The following is a 22,269-nucleotide window of genomic DNA, read 5'->3' as shown; positions in this document are numbered from 1 at the left end:
CCGGTCCGATCGCCGCTGAGCCCTCCCGCGGGCACGGCCGCGCGTCCCATCTGCGACCATCCCACCCGTGGACTACCCGAACGACCAGGCCCCCGGCGCCCCCGTCCGCTCCGGCATCCCGGAGCACGGCCGCATCCCCAAGTACTACGCGGTGAAGGCGCACATCGCCCTGCTGATCGAGGAGTTGGGCGAAGGCGGCCTCCTGCCGACCGAGCGGGACCTCGCCGAGCAGTACGAGGTCGCCCGCGAGACCGTACGCCAGGCCCTGCGCGAGCTGCTGCTCGAAGGGAAGCTGCGGCGGCAGGGGCGCGGGACGGTCGTCGCGGGGCCGAAACTGGAGCAGCCGCTCTCCCTCGCGAGCTACACCGAGGGCGTCCGGCGGCAGGGGCGCACCCCCGGCCGTACGCTGATCAGTCTCGATCGCTTCCCCTGCTCGGAGACCCTCGCGGCGGAAGCCGGGCTCACCCGCGGCGAGCCCGTCTGGCACATGGAGCGTGTGCTGCTCGCGGACGACGAGCGGGTCGGGCTGGAGAGCACCTATGTCGCCGTGGCGCGCGTACCGCACCTCGACCGCGACTTCACGCCGGACTCGTCCTTCTACGCGTACCTCCACGACCGGCTCGGCATCGCGTTCGGCGACGCGGACGAACGCATCGAGACCGTGCTGGCCACCCCGCGCGAGGCACTGCTCATCGGTACGCCGCCGGCCCTGCCCATGCTGCTGATCCACCGTGTCTCGCGGGACACGGAGAAGCGGCCGCTGGAGCGGGTGCGGACGCTGTACCGGGGGGACCGGTTCTCCTTCACGGCCCACCTCGGGGGATGATTCGAGCCATGTTCGGGCGGGCTCCGGCCCGCCCCTTTTTGTAACGACAAGATAACGGGTCTAGCCCAAACGTGATGGGCAGTTCACCATCTGGTTGCAGTCCGGACCCTTCCGATTCCCCCGTACCGAGGAGCGTTGCCGTCGTGAGAGTGATAGTTGTCGGAGCCGGAGTGGTGGGCACCCTGCATGCCTGGCACGCAGTGGAGCGCGGCCACGAGGTCCTACAGATCGAGCGTGAGGCGGAGGCCCGCGGGGCCTCGCTGCGCAATTTCGGGCAGATCTGGGTGAGTGGTCGCGCCGGAGGCGAGGAACTCGAGACCGCCCTGCGGGCACGAGAACTGTGGGAGTCGATCGGGGCCCGCGTGCCCGGCCTCGGCTTCCGGGCCAACGGTTCCCTGACCCCCCTGCGGGGGGAGCGCGAGCTCGCCGTCGCCGAGGCCGCCCTGGCCCGTACGGACGCCGCCGCCCGCGGCTACAAGCTGTTCACGCCCGACGAGGCGCGCGCGGTGAACCCGGCCCTGCGGGGGACGTTCGACGCCGCCCTGTACTGCGAGCGCGACGCGGCCGTCGAACCCCGCACCGCCCAGCTCGCCCTGCGCGAGGAGCTGCTGCGGTCCCCGCACTACACCTTCCTGCCGGGGCGCGAGGTCCGGGACGTGATCGGCGAGCACGCCGTCCGCGACGACCACGGGGACGTGCACACCGGTGACGTCGTCGTGCTGTGCACGGGCGCCTGGCTCGGCGGTCTCGTCCGGGAGCTGGCCGGTCCCGAGCTGCCCGTGCGGCGCGTACGGCTGCAGATGATGCAGACCGACCCGCTCGGCGAGCCGCTCACGACCTCGGTCGCCGACGCCGACAGCTTCCGGTACTACCCCGCCTACCGGAGCCCCGCCCTCGACGAGCTCAACACGCTCCAGCCCCAGGCCCCGACCGCCGCCGAGCACCGGATGCAGCTGCTCATGGTGCAGCGCGCGGACGGCGGACTGACCATCGGCGACACCCACGAGTACGAACACCCCTTCGCCTTCGACACCCTCGAAGACCCCTACGACCACCTCACCGAGGTCGTCGAGTCCTTCCTCGGACGCCCGCTGCCGAAGATCCGGCGCCGCTGGGCCGGGGTGTACGCGCAGTGCACGGACACCAGCCGGGTCGTGCACCGGCAGCGGGTGCGGGACGGGGTGTGGCTGGTCACCGGGCCCGGCGGGCGCGGAATGACCTGTTCACCGGCGATCGCCGAGACCACTGCCAACGAACTGGGATGGTGAAAGAGATGGTGAAGGAAATGACCACGGACACCCGGCTCGTCGTCCTCGACATGGCCGGCACCACCGTCGCCGACGGCGGCCTGGTGGAGCGGGCGTTCGCCATGGCCGCCGGGGAACTGGGCGTCGAGCCCGGATCCGCGGACCACGCCGAGAAGCTGGACTACGTACGGGCCACCATGGGCGAGTCCAAGATCTCCGTCTTCCGGCACCTGTTCGGCGAGGAGCCCCTCGCCCAGCGGGCCAATTCCGCCTTCGAGAAGGCCTACGGGGAACTCGTCGACGGCGGGCGCATCGCACCGATCGCCGGAGCGCGCGAGGCGATCGAGGCGCTCACCGCGTCCGGCCGGACCGTCGTACTGAGCACCGGGTTCGCCCGCGTCACCCAGGACGCGATCCTCGACGCCCTGGGCTGGCGGGACCTGGTACCGCTCACGCTGTGCCCGGCGGACGCGGGCGGCCGGGGACGGCCGTACCCCGACATGGTCCTGGAGGCCTTCCTGCGGACCGGGGCCGCCGACGGCGTCCAGCAGATCGCGGTCGTGGGCGACACCTCGTACGACATGCTCAGCGGGGCACGCGCCGGGTCTGGTCTGGTCGCCGGCGTGCTGACCGGGGCGCACGACGAACCGGCACTGCGTGCTGCGGGAGCCGGGTACGTGCTCGGCTCCGTGGCCGAACTGCCCGCCCTGCTCCTCGGATCCGGCCGGTCCGGCGGGGACGGGCGATGACCAGCGGTATCCGCTTCGACCGGGTGTCCGTGGCCTACGACGGCACCACGGTCCTCGACGCCCTCGACCTGACCGTCGAACCCGGCGAGGTCATGGCGCTGCTCGGGCCCTCCGGATCCGGGAAGACCACCGCGCTGCGGGCCGTCGCCGGGTTCGTACGGCCCGCCGCCGGACGGGTGTTCATCGGCGACCGGGACGTGACCGACCTGCCGCCACACCGGCGCGGCATCGGCATGGTGGTGCAGCAGTACGCGCTCTTCCCGCACCTGCGCGTCGAGGACAACGTCGCCTTCGGGCTCAAGGCGCAGAAGGTCGCCAGGAGCGAGATCCGCGGGCGGGTCGCCGAGGCGCTGGAGATGACCGGGATGGCGGCCTACGCCCGGCGCCGTCCCCGGGAGCTGTCCGGCGGACAGCAGCAGCGCGTCGCCATCGCGCGGGCGCTCGCCATCCGGCCCGGCGTGCTCCTGCTCGACGAGCCGCTGTCCGCCCTCGACGCACAGCTGCGCTCCGGAATGCTCACCGAACTCGCCCGGCTGCACCGCGAGTTGCCGGATGTGTCGATCCTGTACGTCACCCACGACCAGATCGAGGCGCTCACCCTGGCCGACCGGATCGCGGTCATGGACAGGGCGCGGCTGCGGGACTGCGGGACCCCGCAGGAGCTGTACCGGACGCCGCGGACCGCGTTCACGGCGTCCTTCGTGGGCAACGCCAACCTGTTGCCCGTGACCGTCGGATCCGGAACCGTCTCCCTCGCCGGGACCGAGCTGAAGGTCGACACCGCGGACGCCGCGCCCGGCGCCTCGGCGACCCTGTGCGTACGGCCCCACCTCGTCGGCCTCGGCCCCGGACCCAACCAGGTCGCCGGGACCGTCAGCGAGGTGCAGTGGCGCGGATCCACCCACCGGCTGTACGTCGACGTCGCGGGCCACCGGGTGCTGGCGGACCTCCGCGAGCTGCGCGAACCCCCCGCCCACGGCGACCCGGTGACGCTGCACTTCGCGCCCGACGACGCCGTACTGCTGTCGGCGGGGGTGACCGCGGATGGCTAGCGCCGTGGCCACCGCCCCCGCGGCGGCACCCGCCGGGTCCCGCCGGCGGATACCGCCGTGGGCCTGGGCCCTGCCGCCCGTCGCCGTCCTCGGCCTCGTCTTCCTCTACCCCCTCGCCCTCGTCGTCCAGCAGTCCTTCCAGCCGGACACGGGCGGCACCTCGGCCCAGGCGTACGGCGACGTGTTCGCCTCCACCGCCTTCCGGGAGGCGCTCGGCACCACCGTGTGGCTGGCGGTCGGCTCGACGGCCGGGTGTCTCGTACTCGGGTTCGCACTCGCCCTGGTCATCGCGTTCGTGCCGTTCCCCGGCGGGAAGGCCGTCGCCCGGTTCATCGACGTCTTCCTGTCCTTCCCGTCCTTCCTCATCACGCTCGCCCTGCTGTTCCTCTACGGCAGCGTGGGCATCGCCAACGGACTGTGGACGGACGCGACCGGTGCCGCCGAGGGGCCGTTCCAGTTCCTCACCACTCCGTGGGGTGTGCTGCTCGCCGAGATCACGTACTTCACGCCGTTCGTGATGCGGCCCCTGCTCGCCGCGTTCTCGGGCATCGAGACCGCCCAGCTGGAGGTGGCGTCCTCGCTGGGGGCGCGGCCCGCGCGGATCGTGCGGCAGGTGATCCTGCCCGAGGCGCTGCCCGCGCTCGCGGCCGGCGGCAGCCTCGTCCTGGTGCTGTGTCTCAACAAGGCCGCCGACGCCGCCGGGAAGCCGACCACCTTCGCGCTCCCGTACGCCGCGGGCCTCGTCACCAAGGCCCCGCACACGGAGAACGGCCGGAAGCTCCTCGACTTCATGCTCTCCGCCAAGGCGCAGCAGCAGGTCAGCGAGATCGGCGGCGGCTTCTCCGCACGAGGGGACGTCAAGGCCACCGACGCCAACGCCATCGCCCTGACCAAGCTCATGGACGGGGTCGAGGTCTTCGAGCCGGACTGGTCCGACATCGACAAGAACCTCACCTCGTACGTCGAGGACTGGAAGTCGGCCACGGGCAGCTGACGCCCGCCGGCGCTTCGGCCTGCCGCCCCCTCCCTCCCCACCCCGTCCTCACCGCTTCACCCGTTCCCTCCTTCTCCCTTTCTCCCTTTCTCTTCTCGCGCTCCACGTCTCATTCGTGCCCCGCACCGTCCCTCAACGGAGGACCACGTGCCGTCACGCATGTCCCGTCGCTCGCTGCCCGTCTCGGTGGCCGCCCTCGCGGCCTCCGCCGGGCCACTCTCCGCCGTCGCCCGCGCCGCCGCCAGGACGCCCAAGGCCCTGGTCATCGGTCTGGACGGCACCCTGCTGAACCGGATCAAGGACGCCGACGCCCCGAACCTCGACGCCCTGATGGCCGCGGGCCTCACCGCGCCCAGCAGCATCTACGCCAACCCCTTCGCGCCCACCCTGTCCGGCCCCGGCTGGTCCACGATCATCACCGGCGTCTGGCCCGACAAGCACAACGTCAAGGACAACGCCTTCACCGGTCACAGGTTCGCGCAGTACCCGGACTTCCTCACCCGGATCGAGACCGCGAAGCCGTCCCTGAGCACGTACGCCGTCTCGTCCTGGGCGCCGATCACCGACACGGTCCTCTCGTCGAAGGTCGACACCCGGGTGTCCACACCCAGCGCCGAGTACGACACCGGCACGACCTCGCGCGCGGTGGCGCGGCTGCGGGACGGCAACCCGGACGCGGTCTTCGTCCAGCTCGACAACGTCGACCATGCCGGCCACAGCTACGGCGCCGCCAGCTCCCAGTACCTGGACGCCGTCCACGGTGTCGACACCCAGGTCGGACAGCTGGTCGCCACCGTCGAAGCCCGTGCCTCGTACCCGAGCGAGGACTGGCTGATCATGATCACCGCCGACCACGGACACACCGACGCGGGCGGCCACGGCGGCTCCAGCCGGCCCGAGCGGCAGACCTTCGTGATCGCGACCGGGGCCGGGACAGCGGCCGGATCGGTGCGCTACGACATCAAGATGCCCGACGTCGCCGCCTCCGCCCTCGCCCACCTGGGCATCGCGATCGACCCCGGCTGGGGCCTGGACGGACGGCCGCTCCAGCAGCCGGTGGCCGACGACTTCGACGCGCTGCGCGCCCAGTTGGGGACGCGCGTCGACGAGACCGGCATCGGCGCCGGCATCCTGGGCTTCACCCACACCCCGCCCCCCGGCTGGTCGGTCGACAACTCCGCGATGGGCACGCGCGGCGTCACGGAGTGGCGCGGCTGGTCCTTCACCACGGACGAGTTCTGGACCGCGGCCCAGGTCGACCAGGAACGCGAGTCCAACGTCCGGGCCCGCAACGTCTTCGCGGTCGCCGACGGCGACGAGTGGAACGACAGGACCGTCTCGGGCACCTTCGACTCCACCCTGATCAGCCCGGCCCACCCGGTCACCGGCGGCCGCACGGCCACGCTGACGTACACCACGTACTACCGTCAGGAGGCCCCGCAGAAGGGCGAGGTGCTCGTCTCCTACGACGACGCCGCGCCGGTCCCGGTGAAGACGTACACCGCCGACGTGCCCTCCCGCACCGAGACGCTCACCCTCCAGGTCCCGGCCGGCGCGCGGACGGCCCGCGCCCGGTTCCGCTACACCGGCGGCAACAACTGGTACTGGGTGATCGACGGGGTGCGGATCGAACAGGCCTGACCAGGTCGGGATCGTACGGCCCTGACTAGGCTGGGGGGCGTCGGCACAGCGTCGTTCCGGCGCCCCCGGATCCAGTGCGTACGAACGCCAGGACGGCAGGAGATCCAGCAGATGTCAGAGCGCAAGCCCATCGAGTCGTGGCTCACCGACATGGACGGTGTGCTCATCCACGAGGGTGTGCCGATCCCCGGCGCCGACGCCTTCATCAAAAGGCTGCGGGAGTCCGGGAAGCCGTTCCTGGTGCTCACGAACAACTCCATCTACACCGCCCGTGACCTGCACGCCCGGCTCCGCCGCATGGGTCTGGACGTCCCGGTGGAGAACATCTGGACCTCCGCCCTCGCCACCGCCAAGTTCCTGGACGCCCAGCGCCCCGGCGGCACCGCCTACGTCATCGGCGAGGCGGGTCTGACCACCGCGCTGCACGACATCGGGTACGTCCTGACCGACCACGAGCCGGACTACGTGGTCCTCGGTGAGACCCGCACCTACTCCTTCGAGGCCATGACCCAGGCGGTCCGGCTGATCAGGGGCGGCGCCCGGTTCATCGCGACCAACCCCGACGAGACCGGCCCGTCCACCGAGGGCCCGCTGCCCGCGACCGGTGCCGTCGCCGCGCTGATCACCAAGGCGACCGGAAAACAGCCGTACTTCGCGGGCAAGCCGAACCCGCTGATGATGCGGACGGGCCTGAACGCCATCGGGGCACACTCCGAGACCAGCGCGATGATCGGCGACCGCATGGACACCGACGTGCTGGCCGGACTGGAGGCGGGGATGGAGACCTACCTGGTCCTGACCGGTCTCACCACGCGGGACGAGATCGAGAAGTACCCGTTCCGGCCCTCCAGGGTCGTCGACTCGATCGCGGACCTCGTCGACCGGATCTGAGGGGGACGACACCCCTAAACCATTCGTAACCCGTCCGGAGCAGTCGCGGGCGTCAGCGGATGCGCCGGGCGGCCCGCGGGGGGAGTCTCCAGATATCTGGAGGTTCACGATGGGTTCAAGGAAACTCACTCTCTGTGCGAGTGCGGTGGTCGCGGCCGCGCTGACTCCGACCGTGTACGTGGCCGCGTCGGCCCCCGCCGCGTACGCGACCGCTCCCCGAAGTGACGCGGCGGCCGTCTCGGTGACCCCCGCGGCCCCCGCGGCCGGCAGTGACATCCGGCTGCGGGCGCAGGGCTGCGCGGGAAGCACGGGCACCGCCGCGTCCGCCGCGTTCGTCTCGGACGCGCGGCTCACCGGTTCCGGCGGGGTGCTCACCGGCGAGACCCGGGTCCGCACCTCGCTGTCGCCAGGCACCTACGACGTCACGGTCGGCTGCGAGGGCGGTCAGGGCCAGCGGCAGGTCAAAGGCACCTTGACGGTCACCGGGCAGGCGGAGCCGCTCTCCACGCTCTCCGCCACGCAGTCGCTCCCGGCCCCCGCCTCGCCCGTCGCCCCGGTGCACGCGGGTGGCGGCGGCACCGCGCACGCCGACGGAAGCGGCACCCACACGGTGGCCGTGGACGCGCGGGAGACCGGTCCCGGGACCCGGCAGGCGGTGATCGGTCTCGTCCTCGCGGGCGTCGCCGCGGTGGCCGTGGCGCTGCGCAGCGCCAGCCGTGGCCGAGACACCTCCGAGTGACATGCCGGACAGGGAGCGTTCCTCGGGTGCGGGGCGGCTGCTGACGGGTGTCGCCTGGGTACTACTGCTGCTCGGACTGTGGATGTGGGGCCGGGAGGTGACCGACGTCCGGCTGGGGATGTCGGCGCCGACCACCGGGGACATCGCGGCGGTGGGACGGCCGCCGGAGGTCCGGATGCCTCCCCCGCTGAAGCCGCTCGGCAGGGCACGGCCACAGCGCGTCGACATTCCGTCCATGGGGGTGCGGGCACCGGTCGTGGCTCGCGGGCTCGACACCCAGGGCGCCATCGATCCGCCGCCCTACGAGCAGCCGGGCGTGGTCGGCTGGTACTCCGCCGGAGTGCAGCCGGGGTCGGCCGGGACCGCGCTGTTCGTGGGGCACGTCGACACCGAGACCCGGCCCGCGGTCTTCTACAAGCTCAGCGCTATGCGGCCGGGCCAGACGGTCCGGGTGATGCGCGACGACGGGACCGTCGCCGAGTTCACCGTGGACGACGTCGCGGTCTTCCCGCGCGATCACTTCGACGCGCAACAGGCCTACGGGCCACGGCAGTCGGGACGGGCCGAGCTGCGGCTCGTCACCTGCGGCGGCACCTTCGACCGGACCCGCCGTACGTACACCGCGAACGTGGTCGTGTCCGCGTACCTCACCGGAAAGGGCTTCTGAATCCGAGGCGGCCCCCGTACGCGGAGCCCCAGGGGTCCCGCGCACCTGGCCCGGCCGGCGGCCCGCTCCCCCCGGGGCCGCCGACCGGACTGGTCCTCGACCGCGCGCGCACGGGCTGCGGGAGTAACCCGGCGACGGCGCGGGAGGTTCCGAGACCATTCCGGACATCGCGAACCACGGGGAGGAGCCCGGTGATCCGGAGGACCGGTATGGCGCGAACGGCCGGGGGCCGGGGGCGTTCGAGGCAACTCTAGAGCGGATGAGCGTTGCGGCCTAGAGGCTGTCGGACGTCGGTCGGCACCTGGTGGCGCTGTGTGATCCGCCCAGGTGACGGCCGCTGAGGGGGGCGGTCGGCGAACGCCTCATACGGGACGGGGCCGTTCGTCGTCCAGGCCGTCCCGGTCCAACGAGCCCGCCACGACCCGCGCCGCGACCTCGTCGAGCGGTATCCGGTGGCGGCGCGCGTACCGGCGCAGCGCCGGGAAGGCCTGGTCCACACCCGTGTTCCAGCGCTCGGCGAGTATGCCCTTCGCCTGCTCGACACGGACGCTGCGGGAGAGCGCCGACTGCAACTGCCCCGCCAGCGTGCGGTACTCGGCGTGCAGCCGCTGGTTGTGCAGTCCGGCGGCCGCCGCCTCGGCGAGCAGCTGCGCCAGCCGCACGCTCTCCTCGTCGCCGAGCGGCTCCGGTCGGCCGCGGGGCTCCCTCGGACCGGGCGGCTCCGGGGGACCGGACGGCGGGGGTACGAACACGTTGAGCGCGCCGAACAGGGTCTCGCGGCGGCGCAGCGGGACCGCGAAGGTCGCGGCGATGCCGTGGCGCAGCGCGCGCCGGGTGAAGTCGGGCCAGCGGGCGGCGGTCCGGGCGGCGCCGATCGGGGCGTGTGGCACGGGCCTGCCGGTGCCGTAACTGTCCAGGCAGGGGCCGCGGCGGTCCGGGGCCGCCTGGACGGTCAGCAGGTCCAGCGCGATGTCCTGGCGGCGGCTGCTGCCCACGAACGAGACCCTCTCGGCGCCCGCGACCAGCATGATCCCGGCGGAGTGCGCGCCGACGATCTCCACGCAGTGGTCGGACAGGCGCTGCAGATAGTGCGCGGTGTCGAAGCTGTCGGAGAGGGTGTCCGCGGCTTCCATCAGTGCCGCCGCGAGCCGTGTCTCCCGGGTGCTCGGATGCATCTCCCGTACCCCGATTCCGTTGTCGTCCCCCCCTGTCCCCCTTGTCCCCGTGTCCCCCTGTCGTCTCCGTCGGTGTCGTCCCGCTGTGCCGGGTCGCCGTTCAGCGGCGCCTACCCAGTGCGCCCGGGCCTGTAACAGCTCTCCGACAGGGCTCGGGCGATCTCGTGGGCGAGGAGACGCCTATGTCACGATTGACCCTCAATGCGGCGCATCCGAGGGGGAGTTGCATGTACGGCGGCAAGGAGGCCGGGGCACGGGCGTCCATGGCGGTGATGGGGGCGGTCCTGCTGTTGGCGGGGTGTTCGTCCGCGGGGGGCGGCGGGGACGAGAGCGACGGTGCGGGATCCGGGATCACCCAACAGCCCAGGAACTCCGACCCGTTCTGGGTCAACCCGGCGGGCAGAGCGGCCCAGCAGGTCGCCGCGTACGCCAAGGCGGGCAGGAAGGAGGACGCGGAGCAGATCCGCAAGATAGCGGAGCGGCCGACCGGTGAGTGGATCGGGCCGGAGAACCCGGAGCGGGAGGCGCGCGGCTTCACGCAGGCCGCCCGGCGGGCCGGCCGGGCCGCCGTACTGGTCCTCTACAACATTCCGCACCGCGACTGCGGCCAGTTCTCGCAGGGCGGCGCCGCCGACGGTGACACCTACCGGACCTGGATCGACGGGGTCGCCCGGGGTATCGGCGACGGGCCCGCCACGGTGGTCCTGGAGCCGGACGCGGTCCTGCACCTGGTCGACCGGTGCACTCCGGCGCGGTGGCAGGAGGAGCGCTACTTCCTTCTGAAGGAGGCCGTCACCAGGCTCAAGTCCCTGAAGAACACGAAGGTGTACCTGGACGCGGGCAACGCGGGCTGGGGCCACCCCGACCAGATCTTCCAGCCGCTCGAACGGGCGGGCGTCGCCCTGGCCGACGGCTTCGCGGTGAACGTCTCCAACTTCTACTCGACCCGGGACTCCGTCGCGTACGGCAAGCGGTTGTCCGCGAAGGTCGGCGGCAAGCACTTCGTCATCGACACCAGCCGCAACGGCAACGGGCCGTACACGGCGGGCGAGGCCGACGAGAACTGGTGCAATCCGCCGGGACGCGCGCTGGGCGAGAGCCCGACGACGAAGACCGCCGATCCGCTCGTCGACGCCTATCTGTGGGTGAAGCGGCCCGGCGAGTCGGACGGCACCTGCAAGGGCGGTCCGAAGGCGGGCGACTGGTGGCCCGAGTACGCGCTCGAGCTGGCGCAGGCCTCCGAGTGAAGGCCCTGAGAGTGAAGGCCTCCGAGTGAAGGCCTGCGCCTAGATGAGTGATGCGAGGGGTTTGTGGCCACAGGCGGTCAGCGAGCGCATGACGGGCTGGCCGGTGTGGTCGTTGTGCCGGATCGCACTGGTGTTTTCGGCCCGGTTGTCACCGAGCGCATGGAGATTCGGCAGGTCGGAGGATTGGTGAACAGCAGTGAGGTCTTGCGATTCGGATCCCCGGGTCACGATGGTGGGAGCCGGTAGCGGTGCTGGGCGTTGCCCCCGGGCACCCGAACGTTGGCAGGGACGCCACCACAGATCTGTTTGAGATGCATGGGCGCAGCGGCGTCAGCCTGGCGGGTGACGGCCGCCGTGCACATCACCAGGGCACTACGCCGGCGTCGTCGAAGAACTGTCCGGTGGGGCCGTCGTCGGGCAGGGTCGCGAGTCTGATGGCGATCGCCGCGCCCTGTTCGGGGGTGCGCACGCCGCGGAAGCCGTTGAGATCGGTGGCGACGTAGCCGGGGCAGCCGGTGTTGATCAGGATGTTCGTGCCGCTCAGCTCCCGGGCGTATTGGAGGGTGACGGCGTTCAGGAACGTCTTCGACGGCGCGTACGCCGCGGACACCGGACCTGTCGTCTGCTCGGCGGCGGGTCCTGACTGCCGGGTGAGGGAGCCGACGCTGCTGGACATGTTCACGATCCGTGGTGCGGCGGAGCGGCGCAGCAGCGGCAGCATCGCGTTGGTGACGCGGATGACGCCGATCACGTTGGTGTCCACGACCGTGTGGATGGTGGCGGGGTCGATCCGGGTGGGCTCCTGTGGTACGTCGCCTGTGATGGCGGCATTGTTGACGAGCACGTCGAGGCGTCCGGCCTGTTCGTCGATCAGCCGTGCGGCGGCGCTCGCGCTCGCGTCGTCGGTCACGTCCAGCGGTACGGCGAACGCGTCGATGCCGGCGGCGCGCAGTTTCTCCACCGCGGCGCTTCGGCGCTGGTCGTCGCGGGCGCCGACGCCGACGCTCCAGCCGAGGGTGCCCAGGCCTGCGGCGATCTCGTAGCCGATTCCCTTGTTCGCGCCGGTGACCAGCGCGATCGTCCGTTCAGTCATAGGGACGATGCTGCCTTCGGACCTCGGCGGGCGTCCAAGACCGATCGGGTGCGCAACGATACCGTCAGGGTATTGATCCGGGATAGCGTGGCCGGATGGAGACCCGGGAACTGCGGTATTTCGTCGCTGTCGCTGAAGAGCTGCACTTCGGGCGTGCCGCGCAGCGGCTCGGGATCGCGCAGCCACCGTTGTCACGGGCGATCCAGCGGCTCGAACGCCGGCTCGGGGCAGTGCTGTTGGACAGGACCAGTCGCACTGTCACGCTGACCGAGGCCGGCTCGGTGCTGTTGGTCGAGGGCCGGGCGGCTCTCGACGCGGTCGAGGCCGCCGAGCGCCGGACCCGGCGCGCCGCCTTTTCCGTGACCGGCCGCCCCGGCCTGGTCCTGGTCACGAAGGCCAGCGCGTCCAGGGAACTGCTGGCGAGACTGCTCGACGCGTATGCCGCCGAACCCGGCGCGGTCCCCGTCGACGTCATCCTGTGCGGTCCGGCCGAACAGGAACGGTTCCTGCGCGAGGGCCGGGCCGACGTGGCGCTGCTGCACCGGCCGTTCGACTCGACGGCCGGATTCCACACCGAAGAGCTGAGCACGGAGAGTCAGGTTGTGGTCCTGCCGGCCGGGCATCCGCTCACCGCCCGTGCTCATGTGCGCATGGCCGACATCACCGGGCTGCCGGGCCTGCCCCTCCCGCGCTGGCCCGACCCCGACGGCACCTACCCGCCCGGCCCCGGCCCGCAGGTCCGCGACCATGCGCAGTTGTTGCAGCTCGTCGCGCTCGGCCGTGCCTGTGCGGTCTCACCGGAGTCGTGCCGAGCCCAACTGCACGGGGACCTCGCCGCCGTGCCCGTGCTGGACGCGCCGACAGTCACCACCGTGATCGCCTGGCCACCGCACAGCCGGTCCAGAGCCGTCGCCGACCTCATCCGGACTGCGAACCGTCTCCAGTAGCTCCCGCACGCCCGGCCAGGCGCCACCCGGCGTGGCCCGGCTCAGGCGGCAGATCGCGGTGGGTGCACGCGGCTGGTGTCAGTCCGAGCGACCAGGTGACATCCATCTCGACCGCCCACGCCTTCGCATCATTCAGCTAGCGGCAGGTACGTGACCGGGGGCGCCCTCCGCCGTCGAGCGGAGGGCGCCCCCTGTCACGCGGGCAGGTTCCGGGGGGTCAGGGAACCCTGATCCACTGGGCCTTGGACGGCGTCCCCTGGTCGTCCGTCACGAACAGCATGTACCAGCCGGACTCCACCAGGTTCCGGTTCTTCGGCACGGTCACCGTGATCCCCTTCGCCGTCTTCCTGAAGTCCAGCGCGATGGAGCGCTGGTCGACGTCGGTGACATGGGTGGACGCGCTCGGCCGGATCAGGCGGGCCGTCCTGATGGACGAGGCGTGCGCCGAGGTGAAGGCCGCCGAGGCGCCGCGTGCGACGGTCTTCGGGCCGCCGGCCAGGCCGGGCCGGGAGTCGCGGTAGAGATACGGCGGCGTGTAGATCTCTATGCGCTGCTCGAACGTGGCGGGCTTGGTATTGGCCTTGTCCGCGTAGAGCGGGTTGGAGCCGAAGAACATCACGCGGCCGTCGGGCAGCAGGATCGACCCCGAGTGGTAGTTGCGGCCCACCAGGGGGTCGGCGACCCGGTCGAAGGTGTTGGCACGGGGGTCGTAGATGCGTGCCTGGAGGATGTCGGAGGCGCCGCGCCCGCGGTAGTCCTCGGAACCGCCGGACACCAGCACGGTGTCGTCGGGCAGGATCGAGGACTGCGGATAGCGGGTGCCCTTCTCCAGCTCGGGGCCGTCCACGAACCTCGGGTTCCTGTCCTTGAGGTCGATGAGCCGGGTCTTCTTGCTGGAGAGCCTGGACTCGCCGACTCCGCCGCCGCCGATCACCAGGTACTTCTCGTCCTGCGCGGGCGGCAGCAGCACCGTGCCGGACGTCTCCATCCTGGTGGGATCGCTCAGGCCGGGCAGCGGGGTGAACCTGTTCTTCGCCACGTCCCAGATGCCGGGGTCGCGGCCCACGTCGTCCGGTCCGTAGCCCGCGTTCGAGCCCGAGTAGAACATCTTGCCGTTCTGCATCAGGCTGATCGCCGGATAGGTCGGGAACTGGCGGATGCCCTTGGTGTACGTCCACTTCCTGGTCTCCGGGTCGAAGACCTCGTTCTTGCCCGGGACCAGCTGGCCGATCTCGTCCAGGCCGGAGAGGCTGAGGATTTTGCCGTCGCTCATGGTCGTCAGCGTCGGGTACCAGCGGGCCTCGTTCATCGGATCGACCTTGATGTACCGCTCGGCGACCGGATCGAACTCGAACGCGTCCCTGATGCCCTGGAAGTCCTTCTTGTCCAGGGCGAGTTTCTGGGCTATGCCGTACGTGTTGCGCGCGTCCGGCCCCGTCAGGCCCTGGACCCGGTAGTTGTCCTGGGTGCCCGTCTCGTACTTCCGGCCGCTCCTCCGCGCCTCGACGTAGATACGGCCCAGGCCCGGGTCGTTGCGCAGGAACGCGCCGGTCGCCCTGGCGAAGACCTTCTTCGCGCGCGGGACGAGCACCGGGTCCTTGGAGACGAACGTCCTGCCGTTCTCCTTGCCGGTGAACCTGGTGCCCGCGGGCAGCGTGACCGGCTTGTCGGGGTTCTCGTTGTGGACGACCATCAGGCCGCCGGCCTTGGTGACGTCGCCCTTCAGCGTCTCGTAGCGCTTGGTGCCGCCGGCGATCAGCAGATTGCCGCCGGCGAGCTGGGTGTGGCCCGTGCAGAACAGGTCGGCCGGTGTCGGGATCGTCCTGACGGTCCCCTTGACCGGATCCCAGAGCCGCGTGTCGAACTTCTTCGCGTCGAAGTTGTCCTGGTTGTTGCCCGAGCCCGCGACCAGCAGGACCTTGCCGGTGTGCAGCAGGGCCGCGTGGATGGTGTTCAGGCGGTACCCCTCGGGGAACCGGACGACGTCCCAGTGGCCGTTCTCGGCTTTGTACTCGGGCTTGTCGATCGTGTACTGGTGGTACCTCTCCGTGCTGAAGCGGTAGACCCACGGTCCGTTCATCCCGGCCAGGGCGAGCACCACCGCCCCGCCCATCGCAAGACGACGAGCGCGGCGGCGACGGGCACCGTCTCTCATTTCTCATGCCCTCCGAGCGACATCCGCAGGGTCTGTTCGGCGCCGCCCTGCGCCGCCGCCCGGCCGGGCTCGTACTGCGGCGCGTGCGGGGTGTGCCGCTCCTGCTGGGGCGCGGAGGAGCGCGCGGGCTGGGGAGCGGTCTTCTCGGGCGGGACCGGGGGCTTTCTCCCGGCCCGGCGCAGACTCCACTGCCAGGCGAGGATCGGCGAGGCCGTGATCAGCAGGGCGAAGCAGGCCCAGGTGATCATCGCTGGGTGGGCGTGCCCGAGCAGAAGTCCGGCGACGATCGAGCCGGCGAAGACCAGAACGAAGAACAGGTGGATCCGGAAGGTCCCGAACAGCGTGTCCGGGCTCGCCGAATCCCCCTTGGGGGTCACCACGAACCTGCTCTTGCGGCGCAGCACGGCGTCCATCAGCGAGCGGGCGTAGATCGGCGCGGAGAGCGCCGACATGATCATGCCCGCGACCCCGCCGGAGCCCTCGGGTTCGTGCGGGGAGACGTTGTGCCGGCGGTTCCACACGTACAGGCCGATCTGCAGCGCGGAGGCGTTGCCGTACAGCATCAGCCAGACCGTCGGGTCGATGTTCACGCCCGAAGCGCCCAGGCCCAGGAACAGCGCGCAACTCAGCGCCGCCAGGATCCAGTTGAGGGCCGACATCGGGTAGAAGATGATCATCATCGTGTAGTTGAAGAGCTTGCTCGGCGGCAGCGAGAAGAAGCCCTTCCAGTACTGCTTCACGATCGTCTCGTACGTGCCCCGCGACCAGCGCAGCTGCTGGGTGAAGAAGTCCGTCCAGGCGTTCGGGCCCTCGCCGACCGCGAGCACGTCCGGGGTGTAGACCGAGCGCCACTTGCGCCCCGTGACCGGATTCCGGTGGCGGTGCATCTCGAAGCCGGTCGCCATGTCCTCGGTGATCGAGTCGTACAGGCCGCCGATCTGCTGCAGCGCCCTGATGCGTACGGCGTTGGAGGTGCCCACGAACATCGGCGCGCCGTACCGGTTGCCGGCCCGCTGGATCAGCGCGTGGAAGAGGAACTGCTGGGACTCGGCGGCCTTGGTGATGGGATTGTCGTAGTTGCCGTACACCTGCGGGCCGATCACGAAACCGATGTCCGGGTCGCGGAAGAAGCCGAGCATCCGCTCCAGGTAGTTCGGCAGCGGCACGTGGTCGGTGTCGACGGAGGCGAAGAAGTCGTACGCGTCGCCGTGCGCCTCCAGCCAGGCGTTGTAGTTGCCGTGCTTGGTCCTGGCGCGGTGCGGCCCCTTGGCCTGATTCCACTGCGCGACACCCTTGCGGGAGAAGTGGTGCACGCCGAGGCGCTCGCAGACCTCCTTGACCTCGGGATCGTCGCCCTCGTCGAGGAGCCAGACGTGCAGAAGGCCCCGGTGGCGCAGCCTGACGGCGGCCTCCAGGGTCCTGGTCACCATCGCGAGCGGCTCCTTGCCGGGCACGAAGGAGGTGAGGAAGGCGACTCTGGTGCCGGTCTCGGGCACCACCGGGATCGGATCGCGGGCGACCAGGGTCGCGTGTGCGTTCGAGAGCACGTTCATGCAGCGGAAGAACTCGATCAGGCCGATCGAGACGAGCATCACGATGTCGAGCACCGGCAGGAAGTCGTGGGCCGGGTAGTCGCGTTCGGTCCAGTGTTCCGGCTGGAGCAGCCAGCCGAGCAGGACCAGTGAGAGCAGCGGCGCCGCGCCCAGCATGAGGGCGGCCCGTACGCGGTGCGGCTCCTGGGACAGCAGGGAGCGGTACCGCACCTTGTACGGCTTGCTCGGATCGGGCCGTGTGAGGGGCCCCGCGAGCCTGCTGTAGTGCTCGTAGTCGTATCTCGGCAGGGTCTTCTTGATCCTGTCGAGGCCACCGGTCCGTTGCGACGGCACCCGGAGCCGGGTCGTCTCGGATGCGTCGAAGTCCTGTCGGGCGCCTGTCGGCGTCGACGTCATGAGTCATTCCCCCCACACGCACGGTCGGGTGCGTGTTCGTCGGTTCTTGTCGCCCGCTCGGATCCCCCTAGACCGTCACGGACGCATGCTGGCAGGCGGCGTCAGCCCTTCATCCACACGCATGAAGAGCGCGGAAACGCGACCATCCGGTTGCACGGTGCCCCCTCGACACCCGTTCGTGAACGGGGCCCCCAACCCCCCACGGACGCAACCGGCCAAGCCCCCAACTGCCGTGTGCCGACAGTCCCTTGGCGCCCAGGGTTCTACGGCGCTCGTCATGATCGCAAGGTGCGAAACGCGCTGTTAACCGGTCATACGCTCTAATTGGGACGTCTGTGCGAAGATGGGATGTCTTCGTACGACGAAGGGCCCCTCGCCTGTGGCGAGGGGCCCTTCTGTCGGTGCGCCGCCAGGGACTCGAACCCCGGACCCGCTGATTAAGAGTCAGCTGCTCTAACCAACTGAGCTAGCGGCGCCTGCTGACCCGAGAACTCTACCCGATCCGAACGGGTGCTCCCGACCGCGGTGCGGCCCCGGCCGCCCATGGCCGGCCCCGTACATCATTCGGACCGTCAACATGCGACACCGGATGACAGTTGAGAAACTGACGACTGTGCAGAAAAGCGGAGATTTCTATCTGGAGGGTGAGGGGCGACGCATGGAGACTCCGGTCTTCGAGGAATTCGATCCCGCGAGTGACTGCGATTGCCCCGGATGCGTGCGCAGGCGGCGTTTCCCGGCCTCTTCCGCCCTCCCGGGCCCGGTCGGCCGCCCGGCGGCGCACAGGGCCTTGGCGATCGCCGCGGCGGCGGGAGCGGTCCTTGTCGCGGTCCCGTCGGTGCCTGTCGCCGCCGCCGCGCACGGACCTGCTCGGCCGGGCGATCCCGCAGGTGACGAGCCCGACACGCCGCAGGGTGGCGAGGCCCCGCTGCACGGGTCGGCCGGCAGTCCCGCGAAGCCGGGGGCCGGGGTCGAGGTGCCCGCCACCACCCGCGCGGCGATCATCAACCGGGCCAAGAAGTGGATCACCGCGCAGGTGCCGTACAGCATGAGCACGTACTGGTCGGACGGATACCGGCAGGACTGCTCGGGATACGTCTCGATGGCCTGGAATCTGCCGGGAAACGAATGGACGGGCAGTCTCGGCGCGTACGGCGTACGCATTTCCCGCGATCAGCTGCAACCCGGCGACATTCTTCTCTTCCACAATCCGGCGGATCCCCAGAACGGTTCGCACGTCGTCCTTTTCGGCGGCTGGACGGACTACACGCACACGTATTACATCGCCTACGAACAGACCCGCCCGCACACCCGCCGGCAGTCCACGCCGTACGCGTACTGGAGCAACTCGACCCACTATCTGCCCTACCGTCACAAGGGGCTGGCCGACGGCGCGAGCGGCGCGCAGCCCTCGGTACCGGGTACCAAGGCCATGCCCTACCCGGGCGCGTCCGCCTTCGGCCCCGGTACGAACAACGCGTACGTCACCCAGCTGGGCCGGCTCCTCGTGGAGCGGGGCGGGCGCCGCTTCTACACCTCGGGGCCGGGGCCGCGCTGGTCGAACGCGGACCGGCGGGCCACCCAGGCGTTCCAGCTCGCCCAGGGGTGGAAGGGGGCCGGCGCGGACGGGCTGCCGGGGCCGCGGACCTGGTCGTACCTGGTTGAGGGGAAGGGCAGGGACATTCCACCCGCGGCGGGCACGGCGGTGGGCACGGCGGCGGGTACGGCGGCGGGTACCGCGGTGGGCACGGCGGCGGGTACGGCGGCGGGTACCGCGGTGGGCACGGCGGTGAGCACCGCGGGGGCCAACAGGGCGCCGTCCGCTGCCGTTCCCGGCTTTCCCGGGCGCGGGATGTTCCGGCCGGGCGCACACAACGCGTACATCACCCTGCTCGGAAAGCAGCTGGTAAAGAAGGGTTTCGGCGCCTACTACACGAGCGGGCCCGGGCCGGACTGGGGCGAGTCGGACCGGCGCGCCGTCGAGGCCTTCCAGCGGACGCAGGGCTGGCGGGGCGGCGCGGCCGACGGCTATCCGGGTGCGGAGACCTGGCGGCGGGTCTTCTCGTGACCTGGTCCCCGATTCGGCACGGAACCCGGGCGCACGGAACCCGGGCGCGGCGCAGGTCCCCGAGTCGTCACGGGGGTTCCTGACGGGGCCGCACGGCCCACGCTCCCGACGCGGTCCGTGATCGCACTTCCACGCGCGCAGGCATGGAGGCAGGAATGACTTCGACCACTTCACCCACCCCGGAGCCCGACGAGGCCCCGGAGAGCGGTGCCGTCCGGTCCGCCCGGCTCATCCACAACGAGGCGACCACCGAGATCCCCGTCCACCTGCTCTTCCGGGACGAGACCGAGCCGGTGCCGCTCGCGCCCCCCGTCGTGGAGCGGCAGCCGGACCTCACCGTCCCCCTGCGGGCGCAGGTGAGAAACGGGGAGCGCGAACCGGCACGGGTCCGCCGGGGCGCGTCGGGCCGGCCCGCGCGCCCGGTGCCGGAGGTCGATCCCGCTCTGGTGGAGCGGCCCGCGCGGGTGCTGCCGGCGGTGTTGGGTGTGCTGGCCGGGGCCTGTGGGGTGGCCGGATGTGTCCTCACCACCTGGTGGGCGGGGACGCTGCCGTCGGCCGCGGGGCAGGCGTTGGGGCTGCCCGGGCACGCGGGCGCAGGGCTCGGGCCCGCGCAGTTGGGCGCCTACGCCGGAGCGGGCGCGCTCGGCCTGTTCGGTTTCGGCGGCCTGGCCCGCGGCCGGACCGGCCGGGCCTGGGTGCTCGGTCTCTTCGGGGGCTACCGCGGCACGGTCCGGCGCACCGGCCTGATGTGGATCAACCCGCTGGTGATCCGGCGCCGGGCCGACGTACGGCTGCGGCACTGGCGCAGCGAGCCGATGTCCGTGGTCGACGCGAACGGGGTTGCGCTGCGGGTGGTGGTGCTCGTCGTGTGGCGGATCAAGGACACCGCGCGGGCCGTGCTCGGGGTCGAGGACCATGAGACGTATCTGCGCGAGTGCGTGGAGGCGGCGCTGTCGCGGGTGCTCACGCGGCTGCCGGCGGACCTGCCGCCCTCGGTGGTCAAGGACGTGACCCTGCGCAACTCCGACGCCGTCGGCGAGGCGCTGACCGGGCTGGTGGCCGAGGACGCGGCGCCGGTCGGTCTGGAGGTGTTCTCGGCGCAGCCGAGCCGGATCGAGTACGCGCCCGAGATCGCCGCCGTGATACAGCGTCACCGGATCGCGGCCCTGGACGCCCAGCACCGCGACTCCGTGCTCGACTCCGTCGTCGACTCGGTCGAGGACACGGTGACCCGGCTGACCCTGCGCGGTCTGGTCGAACTCGACGACTACGAACGCAAGGCGCTGGTGAAGGATCTGACGGTGGCGTTCTGCACCGGCCGCAGGGAGGGCTCGCCATAGGCCCCGGCGTCTGGATCGTGGCGGGACGCGGGGCCCGGCCCGGCTGACGAGGCGCCGCGCTCCGGCGCCACCTGGTCCGGACGACAGGCCCGGCGTGTGTGTGATTGGTCTGGACATGTTCAAGAAGCCGCAATAATCTGGGACTTGGTCTAGACCTGAAAACGCGCGCACGGCTCACGAGAACCTCCCCCACGTCCTCCAGGAGCGGCAGCATGCGCATACGGACGACCAGGAACAACGCCAAGTGGTACGCGGCCGTCGTCGGCCTCGCCACCGCGGGCACCTTCGTGCTCTCCACCGGCAGTGCCGGCGCCCACGGTTACACCGACCAGCCCCTCAGCCGGCAGAAGATGTGCGCCAGTGGCGGCAGCGTCGCCAACTGCGGTGACATCCAGTGGGAGCCCCAGAGCGTCGAGGGGCCCAAGGGCTTCCCGGCGGCGGGCCCCGCGGACGGCCGGATCTGCTCGGCGAACCACACCAACTTCGGCCAGCTCGACCAGCCCAAGACCCCCTCGGGCGGCGCCTGGCCCACGACCAAGGTCACCGGCGGCCAGAGCTACACCTTCCGCTGGCAGTTCACGGCCGTGCACGCCACGACCGACTTCAAGTACTTCGTCACCAAGCCCGGCTGGAACCAGAACCACGCGCTGACCCGGGCCGACCTGAACACCACACCGTTCCTGACGGTCCCGTACAACGGCCAGCGCCCGCCGTCCACCGTCTCCCACTCCGGCTCCCTGCCCACCGGTCTGAGCGGACACCACGTCATCCTCGGCGTGTGGACGATCGCCGACACCGCGAACGCGTTCTACTCGTGCGCGGACGTCACGTTCTGAACGTACCGAGCACGGATGTTCTGAGCCTCCCTTGAGGCGCCGGTCCACCCCCCACGGGTAGGTTCCACGCACGTCGACATGTCCATGACGGCGTGCGTGGAGCTGTACGGACAACGGGGGAATGCCATGGACGTCTTCTTCTATGCCGCGCCGGCGGTGATCATGGCCGGGGCGATCTTCATGGCGGTCGTGGTGGTCCGCCGGTCGCTGGACATGAGCCGGGCGTGGAACAGCGGGCTGACCGCGGAGGCGCGCTGTGTGCGGTCGTTCACGACGACCAGCGGCGGCGGTGGTGACACCTCCGTGTCCACGACGCTGCACCACGTGTACGAGTTCGTGACGCGCGACGGCCGTACGATCCGCTTCGAGGAGCCGAACGGCCCGGCGACGATCATCGAGGGCGACATCGTCACCGTCCACTACATCGCCGATCGCCCGGAGAGGGCGACGGCCTACACGCCGCGCCGGGGACTGCTGGCGGCGGGCACGGTCTTCATCCTGGTCTTCTGCACGGTGATCGTCCTCGTCTGCGTCGGCTTCATGGTGGGCGTCCACGAGTTCTTCTCGATGTGGGACTCGGCCTGGAACGGAGGGGACGAGTTCGAGGGCGCGGGGCTCCCCTTCTGACGGAGCGTCAATTACCGTTCGCCTCC

The 22,269-nt window shown here is 71.0% G+C and carries 19 protein-coding genes and 1 tRNA gene; 15 read left to right on the top strand and 5 right to left on the bottom strand.

All coding sequences use genetic code 11. From position 1 onward, the window contains the following. Nucleotides 1–67: 67 nt before the first annotated feature. From OHB41_RS18860 to OHB41_RS18820, 9 genes are all read left to right on the top strand, one after another. Entirely contained in the window at nt 68–826 is a 759-nt protein-coding gene (locus OHB41_RS18860; protein WP_266699398.1) for a GntR family transcriptional regulator, read from the top strand. A 143-nt stretch (nt 827–969) separates the two neighbouring features. Beyond that, the gene (locus OHB41_RS18855; protein WP_266699397.1) at nt 970–2,094 is read left to right on the top strand and encodes a TIGR03364 family FAD-dependent oxidoreductase; all 1,125 of its coding nucleotides are present in this window, start codon (nt 970–972) and stop codon (nt 2,092–2,094) included. Nucleotides 2,095–2,111: 17 nt separating this feature from the next. After that, nucleotides 2,112–2,822: an HAD family hydrolase gene (locus tag OHB41_RS18850; RefSeq protein ID WP_266699396.1), complete on the top strand. Its 711-nt coding sequence runs from the start codon at nt 2,112–2,114 to the stop codon at nt 2,820–2,822. Next, a complete protein-coding gene (locus OHB41_RS18845) occupies nt 2,819–3,874 on the top strand; it encodes an ABC transporter ATP-binding protein (RefSeq protein WP_266699395.1) in 1,056 nt (351 codons plus the stop codon). The genes OHB41_RS18850 and OHB41_RS18845 overlap by 4 nt, the downstream gene beginning before the upstream one ends. Beyond that, a complete protein-coding gene (locus OHB41_RS18840) occupies nt 3,867–4,868 on the top strand; it encodes a 2-aminoethylphosphonate ABC transporter permease subunit (protein WP_266699394.1) in 1,002 nt (333 codons plus the stop codon). The genes OHB41_RS18845 and OHB41_RS18840 overlap by 8 nt, the downstream gene beginning before the upstream one ends. A gap of 159 nt (nt 4,869–5,027) precedes the next feature. Beyond that, on the top strand, nt 5,028–6,509 hold the full coding sequence (locus OHB41_RS18835) for an alkaline phosphatase family protein (RefSeq protein ID WP_266705980.1): 1,482 nt from the start codon (nt 5,028–5,030) through the stop codon (nt 6,507–6,509). Nucleotides 6,510–6,620: 111 nt separating this feature from the next. Beyond that, nucleotides 6,621–7,400: an HAD-IIA family hydrolase gene (locus OHB41_RS18830; RefSeq protein WP_266699393.1), complete on the top strand. Its 780-nt coding sequence runs from the start codon at nt 6,621–6,623 to the stop codon at nt 7,398–7,400. A gap of 109 nt (nt 7,401–7,509) precedes the next feature. Beyond that, nucleotides 7,510–8,139, top strand: a complete 630-nt coding sequence (locus tag OHB41_RS18825; protein WP_266699392.1) for a hypothetical protein — start codon at nt 7,510–7,512, stop codon at nt 8,137–8,139. A gap of 1 nt (nt 8,140) precedes the next feature. Continuing rightward, complete coding sequence (locus OHB41_RS18820; RefSeq protein WP_266699391.1) at nt 8,141–8,806, top strand: class F sortase; 666 nt, start codon at nt 8,141–8,143, stop codon at nt 8,804–8,806. Between the two features lie 362 nt (nt 8,807–9,168). Here the strand turns inward: OHB41_RS18820 and OHB41_RS18815 are convergent, their stop codons facing one another. Then, nucleotides 9,169–9,981 carry an ANTAR domain-containing protein gene (locus OHB41_RS18815; protein WP_266699390.1) on the bottom strand — a complete coding sequence of 271 codons (813 nt, stop codon included), beginning with the start codon at nt 9,979–9,981 and terminating at the stop codon, nt 9,169–9,171. Between the two features lie 227 nt (nt 9,982–10,208). Here OHB41_RS18815 and OHB41_RS18810 point away from each other — a divergent pair, with 227 nt between their 5' ends. Next, complete coding sequence (locus tag OHB41_RS18810) at nt 10,209–11,228, top strand: glycoside hydrolase family 6 protein (RefSeq protein WP_266705978.1); 1,020 nt, start codon at nt 10,209–10,211, stop codon at nt 11,226–11,228. A 361-nt stretch (nt 11,229–11,589) separates the two neighbouring features. On the opposite strand, the gene OHB41_RS18805 is transcribed toward OHB41_RS18810, so the two are convergent. Next, complete coding sequence (locus tag OHB41_RS18805; protein ID WP_266699389.1) at nt 11,590–12,321, bottom strand: SDR family oxidoreductase; 732 nt, start codon at nt 12,319–12,321, stop codon at nt 11,590–11,592. Between the two features lie 95 nt (nt 12,322–12,416). Here OHB41_RS18805 and OHB41_RS18800 point away from each other — a divergent pair, with 95 nt between their 5' ends. Further along, entirely contained in the window at nt 12,417–13,268 is an 852-nt protein-coding gene (locus OHB41_RS18800) for a LysR family transcriptional regulator (RefSeq protein WP_266699388.1), read from the top strand. 217 nt (nt 13,269–13,485) lie between these two features. Here the strand turns inward: OHB41_RS18800 and glxA are convergent, their stop codons facing one another. The 3 genes from glxA to OHB41_RS18785 form a co-directional block, all read right to left on the bottom strand. After that, complete coding sequence (gene glxA / locus OHB41_RS18795) at nt 13,486–15,423, bottom strand: radical copper oxidase GlxA (protein ID WP_266699387.1); 1,938 nt, start codon at nt 15,421–15,423, stop codon at nt 13,486–13,488. Further along, a complete protein-coding gene (locus tag OHB41_RS18790) occupies nt 15,420–17,372 on the bottom strand; it encodes a glycosyltransferase family 2 protein (RefSeq protein WP_266699386.1) in 1,953 nt (650 codons plus the stop codon). Before OHB41_RS18790 ends, glxA begins: the two co-directional genes overlap by 4 nt. 402 nt (nt 17,373–17,774) lie before the next feature. After that, nucleotides 17,775–17,848 (bottom strand) — tRNA-Lys (locus OHB41_RS18785). Between the two features lie 182 nt (nt 17,849–18,030). Here OHB41_RS18785 and OHB41_RS18780 point away from each other — a divergent pair. From OHB41_RS18780 to OHB41_RS18765, 4 genes are all read left to right on the top strand, one after another. Beyond that, nucleotides 18,031–19,440 carry a peptidoglycan-binding protein gene (locus OHB41_RS18780; RefSeq protein WP_266699385.1) on the top strand — a complete coding sequence of 470 codons (1,410 nt, stop codon included), beginning with the start codon at nt 18,031–18,033 and terminating at the stop codon, nt 19,438–19,440. Nucleotides 19,441–19,595: 155 nt separating this feature from the next. Then, a complete protein-coding gene (locus tag OHB41_RS18775; RefSeq protein ID WP_266699384.1) occupies nt 19,596–20,780 on the top strand; it encodes an SPFH domain-containing protein in 1,185 nt (394 codons plus the stop codon). Between the two features lie 212 nt (nt 20,781–20,992). Then, nucleotides 20,993–21,616: a lytic polysaccharide monooxygenase auxiliary activity family 9 protein gene (locus OHB41_RS18770; protein ID WP_266699383.1), complete on the top strand. Its 624-nt coding sequence runs from the start codon at nt 20,993–20,995 to the stop codon at nt 21,614–21,616. Between the two features lie 78 nt (nt 21,617–21,694). After that, nucleotides 21,695–22,243 carry a hypothetical protein gene (locus OHB41_RS18765; protein ID WP_526024935.1) on the top strand — a complete coding sequence of 183 codons (549 nt, stop codon included), beginning with the start codon at nt 21,695–21,697 and terminating at the stop codon, nt 22,241–22,243. Nucleotides 22,244–22,269: the final 26 nt, after the last annotated feature.

Origin of the sequence: Streptomyces sp. NBC_01571, assembly GCF_026339875.1 — a bacterium.
Lineage (GTDB): Bacteria > Actinomycetota > Actinomycetes > Streptomycetales > Streptomycetaceae > Streptomyces.
Note: the sequence above shows the minus strand (reverse complement) of the source record. Positions and strands in the feature narration are given on the sequence as shown.